This is a genomic window from Anabaena catenula FACHB-362 (assembly GCF_014698735.1).
In the GTDB taxonomy this organism is placed as follows: Bacteria; Cyanobacteriota; Cyanobacteriia; order Cyanobacteriales; family Nostocaceae; genus Anabaena; species Anabaena variabilis_A.
This window is the reverse complement of the sequence record NZ_JACJTQ010000035.1, coordinates 14,818-31,080: the sequence shown is the minus strand read 5'-3', so window position 1 is coordinate 31,080 and position 16,263 is coordinate 14,818. Positions and strand designations below refer to the sequence as shown.

The 16,263-nt window shown below is 40.3% G+C and carries 12 protein-coding genes; 7 read left to right on the top strand and 5 right to left on the bottom strand.

Going from position 1 to position 16,263, the window contains the following annotated elements:
* Window positions 1-15 precede the first annotated feature (15 nt).
* On the top strand, window positions 16-2,019 hold the full coding sequence (locus H6G68_RS19645; RefSeq protein ID WP_190908151.1) for an ABC transporter ATP-binding/substrate-binding protein: 2,004 nt from the start codon (window positions 16-18) through the stop codon (window positions 2,017-2,019).
* Between the two features lie 167 nt (window positions 2,020-2,186).
* Window positions 2,187-3,029, top strand: coding sequence for a nitrate ABC transporter ATP-binding protein (locus H6G68_RS19640; protein ID WP_190908150.1), 843 nt, complete (start codon window positions 2,187-2,189; stop codon window positions 3,027-3,029).
* A gap of 57 nt (window positions 3,030-3,086) precedes the next feature.
* On the opposite strand, the gene H6G68_RS19635 is transcribed toward H6G68_RS19640, so the two are convergent.
* Complete coding sequence (locus H6G68_RS19635) at window positions 3,087-3,254, bottom strand: KGK domain-containing protein (RefSeq protein ID WP_190908149.1); 168 nt, start codon at window positions 3,252-3,254, stop codon at window positions 3,087-3,089.
* A 99-nt stretch (window positions 3,255-3,353) separates the two neighbouring features.
* On the opposite strand from H6G68_RS19635, the gene H6G68_RS19630 reads away from it, so the two are divergent.
* Entirely contained in the window at window positions 3,354-5,120 is a 1,767-nt protein-coding gene (locus tag H6G68_RS19630; protein ID WP_190908148.1) for a P-loop NTPase fold protein, read from the top strand.
* 99 nt (window positions 5,121-5,219) lie between these two features.
* Here H6G68_RS19630 and H6G68_RS19625 read toward each other — a convergent pair whose 3' ends face one another.
* The 3 genes from H6G68_RS19625 to H6G68_RS19615 form a co-directional block, all read right to left on the bottom strand.
* Window positions 5,220-6,425, bottom strand: coding sequence for an ABC transporter permease (locus tag H6G68_RS19625; protein WP_190908147.1), 1,206 nt, complete (start codon window positions 6,423-6,425; stop codon window positions 5,220-5,222).
* A gap of 142 nt (window positions 6,426-6,567) precedes the next feature.
* Window positions 6,568-7,890, bottom strand: coding sequence for an efflux RND transporter periplasmic adaptor subunit (locus tag H6G68_RS19620; RefSeq protein WP_190908146.1), 1,323 nt, complete (start codon window positions 7,888-7,890; stop codon window positions 6,568-6,570).
* A 199-nt stretch (window positions 7,891-8,089) separates the two neighbouring features.
* The gene (locus H6G68_RS19615) at window positions 8,090-9,901 is read right to left on the bottom strand and encodes an ABC transporter ATP-binding protein (RefSeq protein ID WP_190908145.1); all 1,812 of its coding nucleotides are present in this window, start codon (window positions 9,899-9,901) and stop codon (window positions 8,090-8,092) included.
* A 1,235-nt stretch (window positions 9,902-11,136) separates the two neighbouring features.
* Here H6G68_RS19615 and H6G68_RS19610 point away from each other — a divergent pair.
* From H6G68_RS19610 to H6G68_RS19595, 4 genes are all read left to right on the top strand, one after another.
* Entirely contained in the window at window positions 11,137-11,505 is a 369-nt protein-coding gene (locus tag H6G68_RS19610) for a hypothetical protein (RefSeq protein WP_190908144.1), read from the top strand.
* A 193-nt stretch (window positions 11,506-11,698) separates the two neighbouring features.
* On the top strand, window positions 11,699-12,832 hold the full coding sequence (locus H6G68_RS19605; protein WP_190908143.1) for a TOMM precursor leader peptide-binding protein: 1,134 nt from the start codon (window positions 11,699-11,701) through the stop codon (window positions 12,830-12,832).
* A 56-nt stretch (window positions 12,833-12,888) separates the two neighbouring features.
* Window positions 12,889-14,199, top strand: a complete 1,311-nt coding sequence (locus H6G68_RS19600) for a YcaO-like family protein (RefSeq protein ID WP_190908142.1) — start codon at window positions 12,889-12,891, stop codon at window positions 14,197-14,199.
* Between the two features lie 359 nt (window positions 14,200-14,558).
* A complete protein-coding gene (locus H6G68_RS19595; protein ID WP_190908141.1) occupies window positions 14,559-15,302 on the top strand; it encodes a SagB/ThcOx family dehydrogenase in 744 nt (247 codons plus the stop codon).
* Window positions 15,303-15,345: 43 nt separating this feature from the next.
* Here H6G68_RS19595 and H6G68_RS19590 read toward each other — a convergent pair whose 3' ends face one another.
* Window positions 15,346-15,657 (bottom strand): hypothetical protein, encoded by a 312-nt coding sequence (locus tag H6G68_RS19590; RefSeq protein WP_190908140.1) that lies wholly within the window; start codon window positions 15,655-15,657, stop codon window positions 15,346-15,348.
* Window positions 15,658-16,263: the final 606 nt, after the last annotated feature.

Below are 16,263 nucleotides of genomic sequence, written 5' to 3'. Positions count from 1 at the left end.
CCATTACCAAATAATATGTCTGTATTTGTTGGCGTTGATCAAATTGATAAAGTTTTTGAATTAAGCGGTGGTGGACAATATATTGCCCTCAAAGGTATTGACCTCCAAATTAAAAAAGGCGAATTTGTTTCTCTTATCGGTCACTCCGGTTGCGGAAAATCAACCCTTTTAAATATGATGGCCGGGTTAGATTTGCCCACAGAAGGTTTAGTCACTTTGGAAGGACAAAAGATTAAAAAACCTGGTCCTGATAGAATGGTAGTATTTCAAAACTATTCGCTTTTACCTTGGCGAACTGTTAGAGAAAATATCGCCTTAGCGGTAGATTCAGTATTAAATGGAATGCCAGCAGCCGAACGTAAAGAAATCATCGAACGGCATATAGATATGGTAGGTTTGCGTCCCCATGCAGATAAACAACCGGGAATGTTATCTGGTGGACAAAAACAACGGGTTGCGATCGCACGCGCTTTGGCAATTCGTCCTAAACTATTATTACTAGACGAACCTTTCGGTGCTTTAGACGCATTGACTCGGGGTAACTTGCAAGAACAATTAATGCAAATCTGCGAAGAGAATCAAGTTACCGCAGTTATGGTGACACACGACGTAGACGAAGCCGTGTTGTTATCTGACAGAATTGTCATGTTAACCAACGGACCAGAATCCAAAATTGGCGACATTTTAGAAGTTGATATTCCCAGACCCCGCAAACGCATGGAAGTAGTAAAACATCCCAGTTACTACACCTTGCGGAGTGAAATGATTTACTTCCTCAACCAACAAAAACGCATCAAGAAATTACGGGCGCGGAAAACTACTGCTATTGTCCGACATGGTTTAGAAAAAGTTAATTTAGACATTGGTTTTTTACCTCTTACCGCTTGTGCGCCTCTGGCTATAGCCAAAGAAAAAGGCTTTTTTGTTAAACATGGTTTAGATGAAGTTAATTTAGTCCGGGAAAGCAGTTGGCGGGGAATTGTGGATGGGATGACAGGCGGTTATTTAGATGCCGCACAAATGCCATCAGGAATGCCAATGTGGTTAAGTTTGGGAGGGAATAAAAACGAACCCTTACCCGTTGTCACCGCCCTCACCATGACCCGCAACGGTAACGCCATCACCTTAGCCAAACGCTTTTATGATCAAGGTGTTCACAGTTTATCCGACTTCAAAAATTACCTTCTCAAAACCCGCGAACAAACGCACAGAATGGGTGTAGTCCATCCTGCATCCATGCATAATTTATTGCTACGTTATTGGTTAGCAGCAGGAGGAATTGACCCCGACAGTGATGTGGATATGAAAAATATCCCTCCTGCCCAGATGGTAGTAGATTTAAAAGGTGCAACCATTGACGGTTACTGTGTTGGTGAACCTTGGAATTATCGCGCAGCAGTAGAAGGTTCAGGTTTTACAATTGCGACTGATTTAGAAGTTTGGTTAGGACATCCAGGTAAAGTTTTAGGAGTCAGAGAAGATTGGGCAGAAACTTATCCTAATACCCATATTGCCTTAACCAAAGCCTTACTAGAAGCTTGCCAATATTGTGCAAATCCTGCCAACGCTCAAGAAGTTCGCCAAATTTTAGCAAGTCGGGAATATGTCAGCACAGATATTGACTATATCCAAATTGAAGATGTCAATGGTGCAAGCTGTGACTTAGACCATCCCATGCGGGAGTATGCCCATCACCAATTTTATTCTGAGTCTGCCATTAACCGTCCCAGTCGCACCGAACAAATTTGGATTATGACTCAATTAGCACGTTGGGGTGATACTCCCTTCCCTAGAAATTGGGTAGAAATTGTCGAACGAGTTTGTCGAGTGCGTGTTTTCAGTACCGCCGCTAGAGAACTGGGTTTAGATATTAGTTACACCCGTCAACCAATCCAACTATTTGATGGTAAACCCTTCAACGCCGATGACCCCATTAGCTATCTTAACGATTTAGAAATTAAACGCGACTTCTCCATAGCTGAAGTCGTTCTAGATGCCCCCAGAAGAACAGCAGCTTAATCAATTCAAGATTCAAAATATCCTCGTTCCCATACTCTGTATGGGAATGAATTATGGAAGGCTCTGCCTTCAATGATACCAGAGGCAGAGCCTCTTGATAGCATTCCCAGTCTGAGACTGGGAACGAGATAAATTCAAAATTCAAAATTCAAAATTCAAAATTTAAAATGCAAAACCGTAACTTGAGAACTACCAACACCGCTACAAGCACAATCAGCCGTCAATCTTTCCTAGAAATTAAAGACGTTTCCAAAGTTTATCCCACAAAAAAAGGATCATTTACTGTCCTTGATGGTGTTAACCTCAACGTTGAAAAAGGTGAATTTCTTTGCGTTATCGGCCACTCTGGTTGCGGTAAATCAACTTTATTAAACATGGTTTCTGGTTTTAACTTTCCCACCACTGGACAAGTGCTGTTAGAAGGAGAACCAATTACCAAGCCTGGGCCAGACAGAATGGTAGTTTTCCAAAACTATGCGCTGTTACCTTGGCGAACTGCATTTGAAAATATCTACTTGGCTGTAAATGCAGTTTACCCCACCAAACCAGAAGCCGAAAAACGATCAATTGTTAGAGAACATTTGGCAATGGTAGGTTTAGGTGATGCAATGGAAAAGAAACCCATGCAAATGTCCGGGGGGATGAGACAACGGGTTTCTATTGCCCGTGCTTTGGCTATTCGTCCAAAAGTGTTGATTTTAGATGAACCTTTTGGTGCATTAGATGCAATTACCAAAGAAGAATTACAAGAAGAATTGCTGAAAATCTGGGGAGATAATCGTTGTACGGTTTTGATGATTACCCATGATATTGATGAAGCTTTATTTTTGGCTGATAAGTTAGTAATGATGACCAATGGACCTCATGCAAAAATTGGGGAAGTGATGGAAATTCCGTTTGCAAGGCCACGGGATAGAGCGAGAATTATGGAAGATCCCCAATATTACCAACTCCGTAACTATGCGTTAGATTTCTTGTTTAACCGCTTCGCTCATGATGATGTCGGTTAGTATAGTTTGGGCGAACTAATTAATGTTCGCCTATATCTTTTTTAAATATTTCGTTCACTAATCAAGTTTTAATTGTGTACGAAGATCATCTAGTGGTGACTCTGGCAATTTAGGGGGAATTGATTCCTCTTCTAGATTAGCTTCTAATATCTCTTCTTCCTCTTCTTCCTCATCAGGAATAAATTCTAGAGAAATCCTCACCTTCCCTTTCTGCCAGCCTACCAAATTTTCATGCTACTAAATATACTTGACATGAAAATATGTAAAATAAGAGAACTAATGTATTTGAAAAATGTTTTTTATCATTAGGGGCTAAAAGAGTTTATGACTGAAATTACAAATAAAGCAAATGCTGGAGTTAATCGACAAGAAGCTAAAAGTATTATCAAGAGATTCTTGGATAATGAACATTATAGAGTTTTAGCTGTTAACGGAAAATGGGGTATTGGAAAAACTCATCTAGTACAAACCTTTGTTAATACAGAAACGGAAGGCTATTATTTGTATGCTTCTGTTTTTGGTATTTCTTCAATTGAACAATTAAAAGCAAGGTTAATAGCTAATTCTAAAAGTCAAGAAAGTAACAATCTTATCTATAAGAATATATCTAATGCAGTTGAATGGGCAAGTCGTAATGCTGCAAGATTAGACAATCCAAAATTAGATGTTGCTGGACTCTCAGCTTCATTACTTGCTATTGCTGGTAATTTAGGACTTGAGACTCTTTTTCATATAAATGTCAAAAACTCAATTATATGTATTGATGACCTTGAAAGAAAATCCAAAATACCTCTAGAAGAAATACTTGGATTTGTTGAGTATCTAGTGCAAGAATGTAAATGTAAAATTATTTTAATTTATAATGAAGATGAGCTAGAAGGCAAAGATAAAACAGTATTACAGGATTATCGAGAAAAAGTAATTGATAGAGAATTTACACTTGATCCGACAGTTGATGAAAACTTAGATTTCATATTTAAAGATAATTCTGATATAGAGGTAATTAAAAAGGTTTTTATAAAGACAGGTACAAATAATATTCGAGTTATACGCAAAACTAAATGGCTTATTGATGAACTTATTCCCTTAATGGAGAATTGGGAGGATAGTTTACGTCATCAAGTTATAATAAATTGTATTGTTATTACTGTAGCAAAACTTGATACAGACTTTTGTAAACGCTTATCTATTCATGGTATAGATCCTATTGATACTATCATATTATCACGAGCCTACAACGATCAACAAATGCGAGAATATAGAGAAAAATATAAAGGTGAAGATCAGAAAACTTCTATAAAGAAATTACAATTTCTGCAAAAAATAGAAGAGATGGATTATAGACATCTAGAACAACTAGATGAATTAATAAGTCAGTTGGTTAATACTCCATCATCTGATTCCACTGAGTCGCAGTTTAAGGAAAAAGGTCATATTCTCAATGAAAGAGAAAAAAGAAAGCAAATTATTAAAAAATTGGATAATCTTTACCAATCTAAATACTATAACTCATTCGCAGATAACGAACAAGATATTATGGATGGAATTATTAATTTTCTTGAACAGCATCATCTTGATTTGACTATCGCAGAATTTGAAAATATTGAACGATTTACATTAATTTTGGGACTTGATATTTCTGACTACGAAAAATTTTTGTTAGAAAAAATTTTAAAATCTAATTCTTATGAAAATTTAAGTGCCTTTAGAAATAAACTGAGTAACTATCCTGATTTGGAAGTATCTTTCAATAAGAAAATTAATGAATATTACCAAACATTAGATATTACTACAGCATTGAAAAATATCAGAAATGTTGTTTCATCTTCAAGATCACCTAGACTACAACAAGATATTGAATTCTTGAAAAGCCGTACTGTGGATGAATACTGTCAATGGCTTGAAAAAGGGCATCCTGAATTAATTGATATGGTTGAATGGTTGCGAAATTCCGGGTATCCACCTGCACCTGAAAATTTAGAACAGGCTATTTGCATATTAGCTGAATGTAGTAGAATAAATAAAATTAGAGCTAAGTATCTTTACAATATAGACATAGATAATCTTTATAATAGTGATAATACAAATTAATTTTTGAAGAATCTATGCATTGATGTTGTATAATTAGGACGGTCAAGATGCCCACCCCACAAGAGTTTTTTAAGATTTGGATTTGCAGAATCTCAATAATCACCCACTTCTAAGAGCGACAATTGGGTCTAACATAGCAGCTTGTCGTGCCGGAAATACACCAAAAATTAAACCTATACTACCAGATATTCCCACTGCTACAACAATCGCATATAGAGGAAATTGAGGAGTCAAAGGCGTAAAAAAGGCTAACGGTATAGTTCCTCCAACTCCTAAAATTATGCCCAGCAAACACCCGGAGAGAGATAGAATAATTGCCTCAATTAAAAACTGCGCTAAAATATCATTCTGAGTTGCGCCAACTGCCTTGCGTAAACCAATTTCTTGAGTGCGTTCAGTCACAGAAACTAACATAATATTCATAATGCCAATCCCACCCACTAACAAAGAAATGGCAGCAATTAAAGCTAATAATAACGATAAAATACTAGTCACTTGCACCACTAATTCTTGAAACTTTTTATTAGCGAAAACAGCCACATCTTTTTTACCATGCAGTCGAGAAAGAACATTAGTAATTTGAAAACCTGCCGCGCGAACACTATCTCTATTTTTTGCAGTCACTAAAATGTAACTGAGAGGAATATCAGATATTGATCTGCGTCCAACTAACTTATTAGCAAATGTTGTTAATGGCACAATCGCAGTTTGATCCAAATTATCCCCAGCAAATGCACCTTTTGATTGCAACAAGCCCATAACTTGAAACGATATATTATTAATCAGAACTTCTTGCCCAACAGGATTTTTATCACCGAACAACTTCCGGCTAGTTTCTGCACCTAAAACAGTGACTTGAGCCTGTTGTTGCTGTTGTGTTTGATTAAACATTCTGCCAGTGACAAGAACAAGATTCTGCACAGCGAGCAAATCAGATGTAGTGCCTCTAACAGTTGTGGATGTTAATTTATTTTTAAAGCTAATTGACATTTTCTGCTCATCTACAGGAGCAACTTGGCTAACGCTGGGAACTTGGGCTTTAATTGCTTCTGCGTCTGACAGCACCAATTGAGCATCAGGAAATTTCATCCCCTCCTCATCTTCAAAATTGCTATATACCGTGAGTTGATTTGCTCCAAACGCCTCAAGTTTGCCCAACACAAGATTCTGTGCGCCTTGTCCAATACCGATCATACTAATAACAGAAGCATTGCCAATAATTATTCCCAACATCGTTAGTCCGCTACGGAGTTTATTAGCAGCGAGAGTGGCAAAAGCCATGTTCACACTTTCCAGCAAATTCATACTCCCCTCCCAGCATAAAATAACTTAATTTCTTTCTTCCTTCCTTCTTCCTTCTTCCTTCGCGTCCTTTCCTTCGGAACGCTGCGCGAACGCTCCTTCGCGGTTCATTTAATCAATATTCTTCTGGTAGCAAGAGAGTAGTCTAAGATCCCATAGGACGATCAATACCATCAATTAATTGATTAGCAGGTGGTTGAATAAAAACCCGTTCACCCTCAGAAAGTCCGCCCAAAATCTGGGTTTTATCTCCAGAAGTAATTCCTACCTGTACCGGATGAAACTTTGCTTGATCATCCTTGTCTGGTAACAGTACACCCACCTGCCCTTCCTTACCAGAAACCACCGCAGCCGAAGGAATTACCAAAGCATTGCGAATTTCATTCACCAGAAAAGTTAACTTAACATTTAGCCCTACCTTGAGTTTATCTTGACCTGTTGCCAAAGCAACTTTCACCCGTATAAATGTGACATTTTCTTCCTTAACTCCTCTAGGAGCAATTAAACGAACTCGCCCTTGAAAAACTTGCTCAGGAAAAGCATCAAGTCGAATTTCCACAGGCTGATTTTGCTGAATCTGCGCCATATTTACTTCGGGAACTTTAGCTTCTATCTCTAACCCACTCGCTAATTCAGCAATGGAGGCACTAGTTCCCCCTTCGTTAGTAGAAACAGAAGTATTTGGGGTTACGAAGTCGCCCTCTTGGGCAAAACGCCTTGTAATCAACCCAGAGAAAGGGGCGCGAATGAAAGTATTTTCTAACTGAGTTTCGTAAAATTGCAACTGGGCAGTTGCTTGAGCTACCTCAGCAGCGGCCTTGGTAATTTCCTCAGGAGGATAGCCAGAAAGTTGTTTTTTCAGTTGTTGTTGAGAAGATATCAGACTAAATTTAGCTTGTTGTAAGTTATCCTTGGCGCTTTGTTCTTCATTCAAAACTGCATCCAAATCATCACGGGATATTGCCCCTTGAGATACAGGATATTCCCTGCGCTTGACTCGTTGAGTGGCTAATGCCAAGCGAGATTGAGCTTCCCGCACTTGCGCTGTGTACTTCTGCACATCAGCTTGAGCGATCGCAATTTCTTCTGGTCTATAACCATTGCGCTTTTCTTCTAAATCGGCTTTTGCCTTCAATAACAACGCCCGATACTGATTCACCTGGGCTTGAAATGCTTGACGCTCCATTTCTGCGATTAATTGTCCTTTTTGGACAAAACTACCTTCATCTATATAGAGTTTGGCGATTCGACCTGCTTCTCTCGGTCCGATATTAATTTTGCGGACTGGTTGAACGACTCCATTGGTTTTGATTTTAATGTTTAAGTCGCTGGTAGTGACAGGGACTGTCAAATCTGTAATATCATCTTTGCCGGCTTGATACCAATGGCTGAAGTAAGCAATACCAATTCCCAATAAACTGAATGCAGTCAGCCCAATTAGCCAAGGAATCGGATTTTTGATGTTCATGGCTGATGTGTACCCTAAACCCCATATCGCAAGGAACTCAAGTTCCTTGCTAATAGCGAAAGTCATCTAAAGATGACTAAACACTAGGAAAATTTATTAGTCCGTTAAAACGGACTTGAGCTATGAGACAGGGAATTCATTCCCTGGCGGTTGTGGAAGGCAACAGATAAGCCATTTTTAATTTAAGTTGACACCAATGCTAAACCCCATACTGTTCTGCCTGCATATTCCAGAGGGCGGTATATTCGCCTCCACGCTGTAAAAGCTCCTGGTGAGTGCCATCTTCAATTAAATGACCATCTTTGAGAACTAAGATCCGGTCAGCCATTCGCACTGAAGCTAATCTGTGGGTAATCAGGATGGTAGTTTTGCCTTCAGCTAGTTCAACAAAACGAAGGTAGAAATCACACTCGCTGCGGGGGTCTAGTGCGGCGGTAGGCTCATCCAGAAGTAGTAGTTGGGCTTCTTTGCGGACAAAGGCACGAGCTAGAGCTAATTTTTGCCACTGTCCTCCAGAAAGTTCTGTACCGCCAAACTGTTTACCCAATTGTGTATCTTCCCCGCTGGGAAAATCAGCAACTAGTTTGACGATATCGGCTTTTTCCACTGCATATCTAAGAATCTCTCGTTGTTCTAGAGCCGCTAAGTTTCCTAAGGCGATATTTTCCCCCAAGGTGAGGGCATAATGACCAAAATCTTGGAAAACTCCCGCAATTTGCTGCCGCCACTGCTCTAAATTTAAATTTCTCAGGTCTATCCCATCAACTATAATGCGTCCTGTTGTCGGATCGTAAAGCCTCGTTAATAGCTTGACTAGAGTAGTTTTCCCCGCGCCATTTTCTCCGACTATCGCTACTGTTTGTCCTGGGTAAAGAGTAAAAGAAATATCCTTGAGAGCTAATCTACCATCTGGGTAATGAAAGTCAACATTCTCAAAAGTAATACCTGAACGAATCGGAGTGGGGATTTTTTCTCCCGGTATGCTCAATGGCATGGGGGTGGGGCTATCGAGAAAATTGAAAAACTGCTGCATATAAATCACATTCTCAAACAGATCCAGCCAATGAGTCACAAATCTTTCTAAATTATTCTGGAAGTAAGTTAATGACTGTACGAACAGAAGTACACTTCCTGGGCTGAATGCTCCTCTGAAAGCCTTCTGTACCACCCAGTAGAAAGAAAAACCATTCCCTAATGTACTCAAAATAGCTAAACTAGATGACCAAAATGCTTGCTTGCCCCGCAGATGACGCATAGATTGATGTAAAGACTGAAATGCTTGTCCGTAAAGCTTCATAAAAAATGCACCTAGCTGAAACAACCTGATTTCTTTGGCATAGGTGTCAGTGAGCATCACCGTAGTGTAATACTCCATTCTTCGAGCTTGAGGACTGTTCTCAAATAAAGTTAGCCAAATAGCCCTGCCATACTGGGAAGAAACCACTATCTGGGGTATAGTTGCGATCGCAATCACAATTGGTATCCAAACCGCTAGGGGAACTAGTAGTCCAACTATTACGATTAAAGTTACCAAAGATCGACCTAATTCCACCAAATTCTCCAGTAAGTTTAACGGTTTATAGCTAACTTGTTGTTGGAGAAGTTGTAGCTCATCATAAAACTCAGCATCTTCAAAACGACTCAGGTCGGAAAAAGTATCGGCTTTCCGCATTAATAATAAGCTAATGTGAGCCGTTAACTTATCATTGAGATTTCCCTGAAGGGCGAATATCCAAGGATAGAGAAGCGTTTCTAGTAGCAAAGCTCCCACCCATGCTGCTACTAAAGGCCACAACATTGAATCGTCTAATGCTCTACCAGATGTCAAGGCTGTTGCTACAGTATCTACTACTAGTTTGGTAATCCAAACACTGATAGCAGGAAGAAACCCTTGTAATAAAGTAACAGCAATCAAAAAGACCATTTCTTGAGGTGCTGCTGTCCATAATAAGGGCAAAGAACGAAATAAAGCTCTAGTATAGTCTTCAAACCAAACTCTTAAATCGCTCATTAATTAAACCTTATTTTTTATAAAATGTTAGATTATTGTCTGATTTCAAAAGATTTGATATTTTCTGACTAATAGCTAGGTTTCTCACTCTATAAGAGTCTATTTCTCAAGAGTAAAATCTTCAGACATCAAAATTCTCTCTCCTGGACTTTACCAGCACACAGTCGCTGCCAAGTTGATGAGAGGAGTTTTTTTGATTCTGCTATCTAAGGCTTGCTGATAGCGGAGCGTGGCGTAAGCCATATAAACCTAAAACCTTGAGATATTAACACTTTCAGGGTTGAAAAGGATGAATCAGGTGCAAGGAATAGGCGTTGAAACCATTCATTTACCTATCACTTTTACAGATTCGAGACTATTCTTACCTCCTTCTAATTCTTCCTCCTGACTCCTGAACCGAAGGTCTGCGAAGCGTCTCCTGACTCCTGACTCCTAGCCCCTCACGAAAAGACTTTTTCCGCAAACCCTATCTATTACTTTAATACTTTACTTTTGAAAAAGTTTATTCTCCACTTCTTAGGGATGAATATATCAAAAATATGGAAATCTATGTTCTACAGATTTTTTACGTGTATCAAAACAGAATAAAATCAATGCAAGCTATATATTTAAAGGATAATGAGATGCCTGATCTGATATTTATAGCTATCTACTGACAGGTTAGGTAGTATTACTACTTTACTAAAGTAGTAACTATAAAGAAATAGAACCACGCTTTAGAAGCAGCTATAAGCATTATTTTAAAATAGGCTTTAACTGTAAATTAACTTTCTATGACCAGGAATTTATTCATCCTTAAGACAATTTAGTAAATCCCGTTCTACCCTATTAAGAGGAACAATAATACTACTTAAGAAAGAAGTAAATCTTACAGTAAAAGATATTCTGATAAGAGTTAGATAAGTAAAAACAACATAATTTGCGAAACTAACAAGAGCAAGATTTTTCTTAAAGACAAAGTTTGAGGGAATATAAATCACATCTGGGAGTTACCTGCACTGACCAGAAAGTGATTTTGACCTTTTATGAACTAGTGAAATTTTGAATATGAGGCTTAGTGTTTTTGTTTAACTATACTTGGATGGGGATGATAGTTAGGCATTAACAGTTGTCTTCTTTTCTGGTAATTCTTGACCTTCGCTCGTTCAAAAACTGATGCTTTAACGAAAAATAGTTGACTCCAAAACAGATTTGCAAACAGCTGATTGAATTCAAGTTAAAAGGAGTAAGTGACAATGCTTGCAGAAAAAACACTGACCCAACCAACAATAGAAATGCATTTGGTAGATCAAGCCGACAAACTAGAACAACTTCTGTTGTCTGATGAGGAAATAGCAGCTTTAGAAAAATTAGCAATGTCAGGAGTATTTGACTCTGAAACCACCCAAAGATGGTTTGCTAATTGCGGCGGATGTGGTGGATGTGTTGGATGTGTTGGATGTGTTGGATGTCGTGGATGTGGATGTCGTGGATGTGGATGTCGTGGCTGCGGTGGATGTCGTGGATGTGGTGGATGTCGCGGCTGCGGTGGATGTAAATTTACCAGTGACGGAACAGTATCAGGCGTGATGGAGGACACGGATGATTTCGGATTTGGATACTAACTAAACCTGGAGAAAGAACTGCAATTGATTAATTTTAGAAACCGAGTTTTTTGAGTTTATAGCCACTAAAATTGGCTGAAAAAACTGATAAAAACCCTGTTTTTTACACTCTTTTATTGTTAGCGAAAACAGGGTTTTTCACATTTTCACAAATTGCCACTTACAGCAGCATTCAACTCCTGAAACAAAGCCAATGAAATTAAATGATGATAAGCGGCTACGTCTACTAGAACACGTCGTCATTAACGTTATGCCGTCAGATTGCAATGGCGAAGAAAGTATGATCTTCAATACAACGCGACGAACCCTGAGAGTAAAGGGTCAAGCTCTGCATGATGTGGAAAGTATTGTTTTACCTTTACTAGACGGCTCCCGAACAATAGGAGAAATCCGAGCTACGATTGGCGAAAAGTTGACAGATTCTTCAGTCAATCAATGTTTAGAGTTTTTGATGGACAATCGTTTAGTGGAAGAGTATCTAGAGGATACAAGCGATTTAGATAGTCATGCTTATTTACTTCCTCAAATCAGCCTTTATCATGAGTTAGGCTTTGACCAAAAGGATGCTCAGAAAAACTTAGCCAATGCCAGGATTGCTATTTTTGGACTGGGAGGTTCGGGACTGGTAGCAGCAATAAACCTGGCTACGGCTGGTATCGGTTTTCTTCGTTTGTGCGATGATGCCTGCATACTTCCGTCTGATTCCCTGATCATGTCAGGCTCGGTATTGAATAAAATAGGTGCTTTTCGAGGTGTGGAAGCGGCTCAACAGATTGAGTCCATCGGCGGAGTAACCCGAACTGAGATTGTGACAGATCCTTTAACTGACGATGCAACAATCAATCCTTTGCTGGATGACGTTGACCTTGTGATTGTTGCCACTGATGCCGTATCTGTGAATCTAGCCTATCGTCTGAACAGACTATGCCTGAAGATGCAGCGCCCATTGCTACCAGGTGGTGCGGCTGGTGTGGAGGGAACTGTTGGTCCGCTGGTTTTTTCCAAAGACGGACCTTGCTATCTATGCTATCGGATGCGGTCTATGGCCTGTTCCAAGCTGCCAGAGGCGGAATTGGCGGTTGAGCAGTTTCTGAACCGAGAACGGCGTTCTCAACCACGGCTGCGAGAAAATTTGCCCATAGCCCAGATGTTGGTGGGTAGTTATCTGGCTCTTGATGCCGTGAAGATGATGCTCGGTTTAGCGATCGCAACTGATGGTAAATTACTGCATCTAGACTTGCTCGGCACAAAGCTCACTCACAATGTTGTTCTCAAGAAACCAGGTTGTCCCCATTGTTCACCAAAACAGGTGACAGGAAACAGGTGACAGGTGACAGTGTAAAAAGTCAAAACTCAGCACTGTTTATGATAGGAGGAAACAAAGTGAATGCAGCGATTGCTAGTCCCCGCTGGCGCGATTTAGTCAGCCCCCATACTGGCATCATCCGAGCCTTAGATAGATTTACCAAGCCTTATACAGAGTTCGAGTTTCCTGTTTTATGGCAAGCCGAATTAGCAAATTTCCAACTTCGCAAACAGCAGGATGATTTACGCTACGGTGTAGGCAGGGGCATGACTGATGAACAAGCCATTTTCGGTGCTGTGGGCGAAGCTATAGAGAGATACTGCGGCGGTATTGTTGATTATGGGCGACTGATTGTTAGTAGCTATGAAGAATTAGGTAATCGTGCCGTTCCTCCTTCAGTTTTTTCCTCTTTTTCTGACCAACAATACTCTGACCCAAATTTCCCTTTTCCCGCTTTTGATCCCACAACGCAGACTTCGTGGATGAATGCCCTTTCCTTAGTCAGCAACCAACAGGTTTTAGTTCCAGCGTTCTTGGTTTATTTGGACTGGGACGGCGACCAACCAGGAGATCATATTTTACCTGTTACTTCTAACGGCATGGCTAGTGGACCATCTCTAGAATTTGCTGCCTATCGTGGCTTGTGCGAATTAATTGAGCGTGATGCTTTCATCATTACCTGGTTAAATCGTCTACCTGCTCCGCGTATCTATTTTGACCACAGACCAGGAATTGAGACGGAAATTGCCCGCCACTACGCCCGATTTGGAATTGAGTTAGTTGCCTTCGATTTAACTACTGATATTAAAGTCCCGGTTGTCATGGCTATGTTAATTGACCATTCGGGCAAAAGTCCGGCTGTGTCCACTGGTTTAGGATGCCATCTGGATGGGGAAACGGCTTTTCACAAGGCAATCTTTGAAGTTTGTCAAGCCCGTTTTGGTGACATAGAACGTATGGCTACTGGCGCTGGTGCTAATCTCCATCAATATAGTGATGTTAAGTATTTGGACGATCACAACGCTTTTTTCTACACAATGGCTCGGCTGGGCGAGTTGGATTTTCTGTTTCACCATGACCAATCCTGCAAAGTTGAAGATTTACCAACTAACCAATCTCAGTCCGAAGTAGAAAAATTGCAATCAGTAATTGCTAGGCTGCATTCAGTGGGTGTACAAGCGTATTTAGTGGAAATTACCACCCCTGATATCGCGTCCCTCGGTTTCCGAGTAGTGCGGACTTTAGCTAGTGAATTAGTCCCTATATATTTTGGTTATGGACAAGAGCCTCTGGGGACTCGGCGTTTGTTCGAGGTTCCGGAAAGGTTGGGTTATGGTGGCCGACGTACCGAAAATGACCTCAATCCCTGCCCACATCCTATGGCGTGAACTACCCTGCCGTAGTAAGACGGACAGGGCTTCCCAATTCATCGGGAATAGCCTCCAGGACTTCGTAGTTCTATTGGTCTGACATTCCCTCCAAGGGCAGGAGTCCTGATTCCCAAGACCCAAATCTTTTTCTTGCGACACTTACCTATTAGCTTGGTTTTCGCTTACGGCATTGGTGGTCAAGATATTGAATATCTTACCAGAAAATCCTGGGGATTCGTCATGTATCTGATATTTGTTTTTGCTGTGCAAAAAATCAATCCCAGATGCAATCCTCATCCTCCGCTCTCTATCTCCACCCTACGAGTACGTTGAGAGTAGGGACTTCCGCGATCCTTTAAAACGAGGAAATCAGAGCAATGCACACAGCCAACGAACCTCTAGAGTTAGCACTTCTCTATCATTTGAACTCTCCAGTCCCTAAAAGTTATGTCAAGCGTGTTCCGGCTACTGAACTGCGGTATCTGCCGGAGGCTCCTTTTCTAGAACTGCCGAAAGCACCACATGATAATCCGCTGTCTGAGCTTTTAGAGAGGCGTTCTTCTGTGCGATCTTTTGAGAATAAGGTGATGCCTCTCGTTTCCTTGGCTCAACTGCTGGACGCAGGATGTGGACTCAACGGGCTGCGTCAAGCGGATAGTCAATTCTATGAAGCTCGCAACTCTCCTTCTGCGGGAGGACTTTATCCGATTGAGATGTTCGTATCCACACAAGCCGTGGAAGGTCTGGCAGCCGGACTATATCACTACGAGCCTCGCGGACACGGGCTTCATCGGGTTAGTGATGCAGTACCGACAGCTTTTTTAGAACCATTATTACAGCAGGATTACTTTGTGAATGCCAATGCTCTCTTTGTGTTGACATCGGTTTTTATGCGCTCAATGTCTAAATATGGTGCGCGTGGCTACCGCTTTGCACTGTTGGAAGCTGGGCATCAAGCTGAAAACATAAGTTTAATGGCTGTGCAATTGGGACTTGGCAGTCTTTGTATCGGTGGATTCCATGACTTAAGTTTAAATACTCTTTTGGGTATTGACGGGGAACGTCATGCTGCCATTTACTGTGTTGCTGTCGGCACTAGCGCTATAAATATGATCGCCTAAAAAGCAGGTATACAACAAAAATGAATACCTGCTTCATTTGAATTTATTTAGGGCTGGGTTTAGGTGTAGGAGTACCAAGAATGTAATCGCGGCAAGCTTTGGTATCAACAGGCGCTCCTTTTTTAGGATTACAAGGATTTGCCTTTTTCTCAGCGTCAGTATTTCTACTTATGGGAGCCTTGATCGGTTTTTCCCAAGGACACCGGATAGGTTTGCCTTTGTCATTAAGACATGGTACGTGCTGTTCAGCATGATCAACTTGTGTAGTTAATGATTGTTGTTGTGCTATAGCAACAGGGGAAAATAGGACAGTCGCTAAAAGTGTGGTACTCATTAATTTTTGAAGACGATGCATAATAAAATTCTCTGTTTAAGTCCGTACTACTTTAAGTAGGATTCACCTTTCTGATTTATGCATATTCGTTACTGTGCTAGATCTGGATATCGGACAAAATCTAATATTTATAAGTACGTAGGGTGGATTTAGAGTAGTTCTTGTAGATAATATAGAAATAATATTTGATTTTTGAAATATACGTAGGGTGGGCAATGCCCACCGCAGCAATGGTTTGGTGGGCAATGACCACCCTACGAGACTTAAAATTTTATGGCTACGCCACGCAAGCTATCAGATATCATTTATGATTCCTATAGGACTTACGCATTGACAGAAAATACAAAATATGAGTTATAAAAAAACCGATATGTCGTAGGGGTTTAGCATTGCTAAACCCCTACAGCACGGATCTATTTACCATCAAAGTAATCATTAATCAAAGCCTAAAACAACCTATTTTCGTAAAATCATACCATGATTAATTTGTACAGTGCGTAAGTCCTACTCTAATCAGTCGGGTATCTGATAGCGCCGCGTGGAGTAAGTCATACATAAGCGATTTTTACAAATCAGGTAAAATTTCTATATCATCCATCAAAAATAAATAATAAACCTCAATTTTGT

Excerpts from the sequence above, each read along its gene's own strand:
- H6G68_RS19595 (WP_190908141.1), top strand. The coding sequence starts at position 14,559 with ATGCACACAGCCAACGAACCTCTAGAGTTAGCACTTCTCTATCATTTG.
- H6G68_RS19645 (WP_190908151.1), top strand. The coding sequence starts at position 16 with ATGTCTGTATTTGTTGGCGTTGATCAAATTGATAAAGTTTTTGAATTA.
- H6G68_RS19605 (WP_190908143.1), top strand. The coding sequence starts at position 11,699 with ATGAAATTAAATGATGATAAGCGGCTACGTCTACTAGAACACGTCGTC.
- H6G68_RS19590 (WP_190908140.1), bottom strand. The coding sequence starts at position 15,657 with ATGCATCGTCTTCAAAAATTAATGAGTACCACACTTTTAGCGACTGTC.
- H6G68_RS19620 (WP_190908146.1), bottom strand. The coding sequence starts at position 7,890 with ATGAACATCAAAAATCCGATTCCTTGGCTAATTGGGCTGACTGCATTC.
- H6G68_RS19625 (WP_190908147.1), bottom strand. The coding sequence starts at position 6,425 with ATGAATTTGCTGGAAAGTGTGAACATGGCTTTTGCCACTCTCGCTGCT.
- H6G68_RS19610 (WP_190908144.1), top strand. The coding sequence starts at position 11,137 with ATGCTTGCAGAAAAAACACTGACCCAACCAACAATAGAAATGCATTTG.
- H6G68_RS19640 (WP_190908150.1), top strand. The coding sequence starts at position 2,187 with ATGCAAAACCGTAACTTGAGAACTACCAACACCGCTACAAGCACAATC.
- H6G68_RS19630 (WP_190908148.1), top strand. The coding sequence starts at position 3,354 with ATGACTGAAATTACAAATAAAGCAAATGCTGGAGTTAATCGACAAGAA.
- H6G68_RS19615 (WP_190908145.1), bottom strand. The coding sequence starts at position 9,901 with ATGAGCGATTTAAGAGTTTGGTTTGAAGACTATACTAGAGCTTTATTT.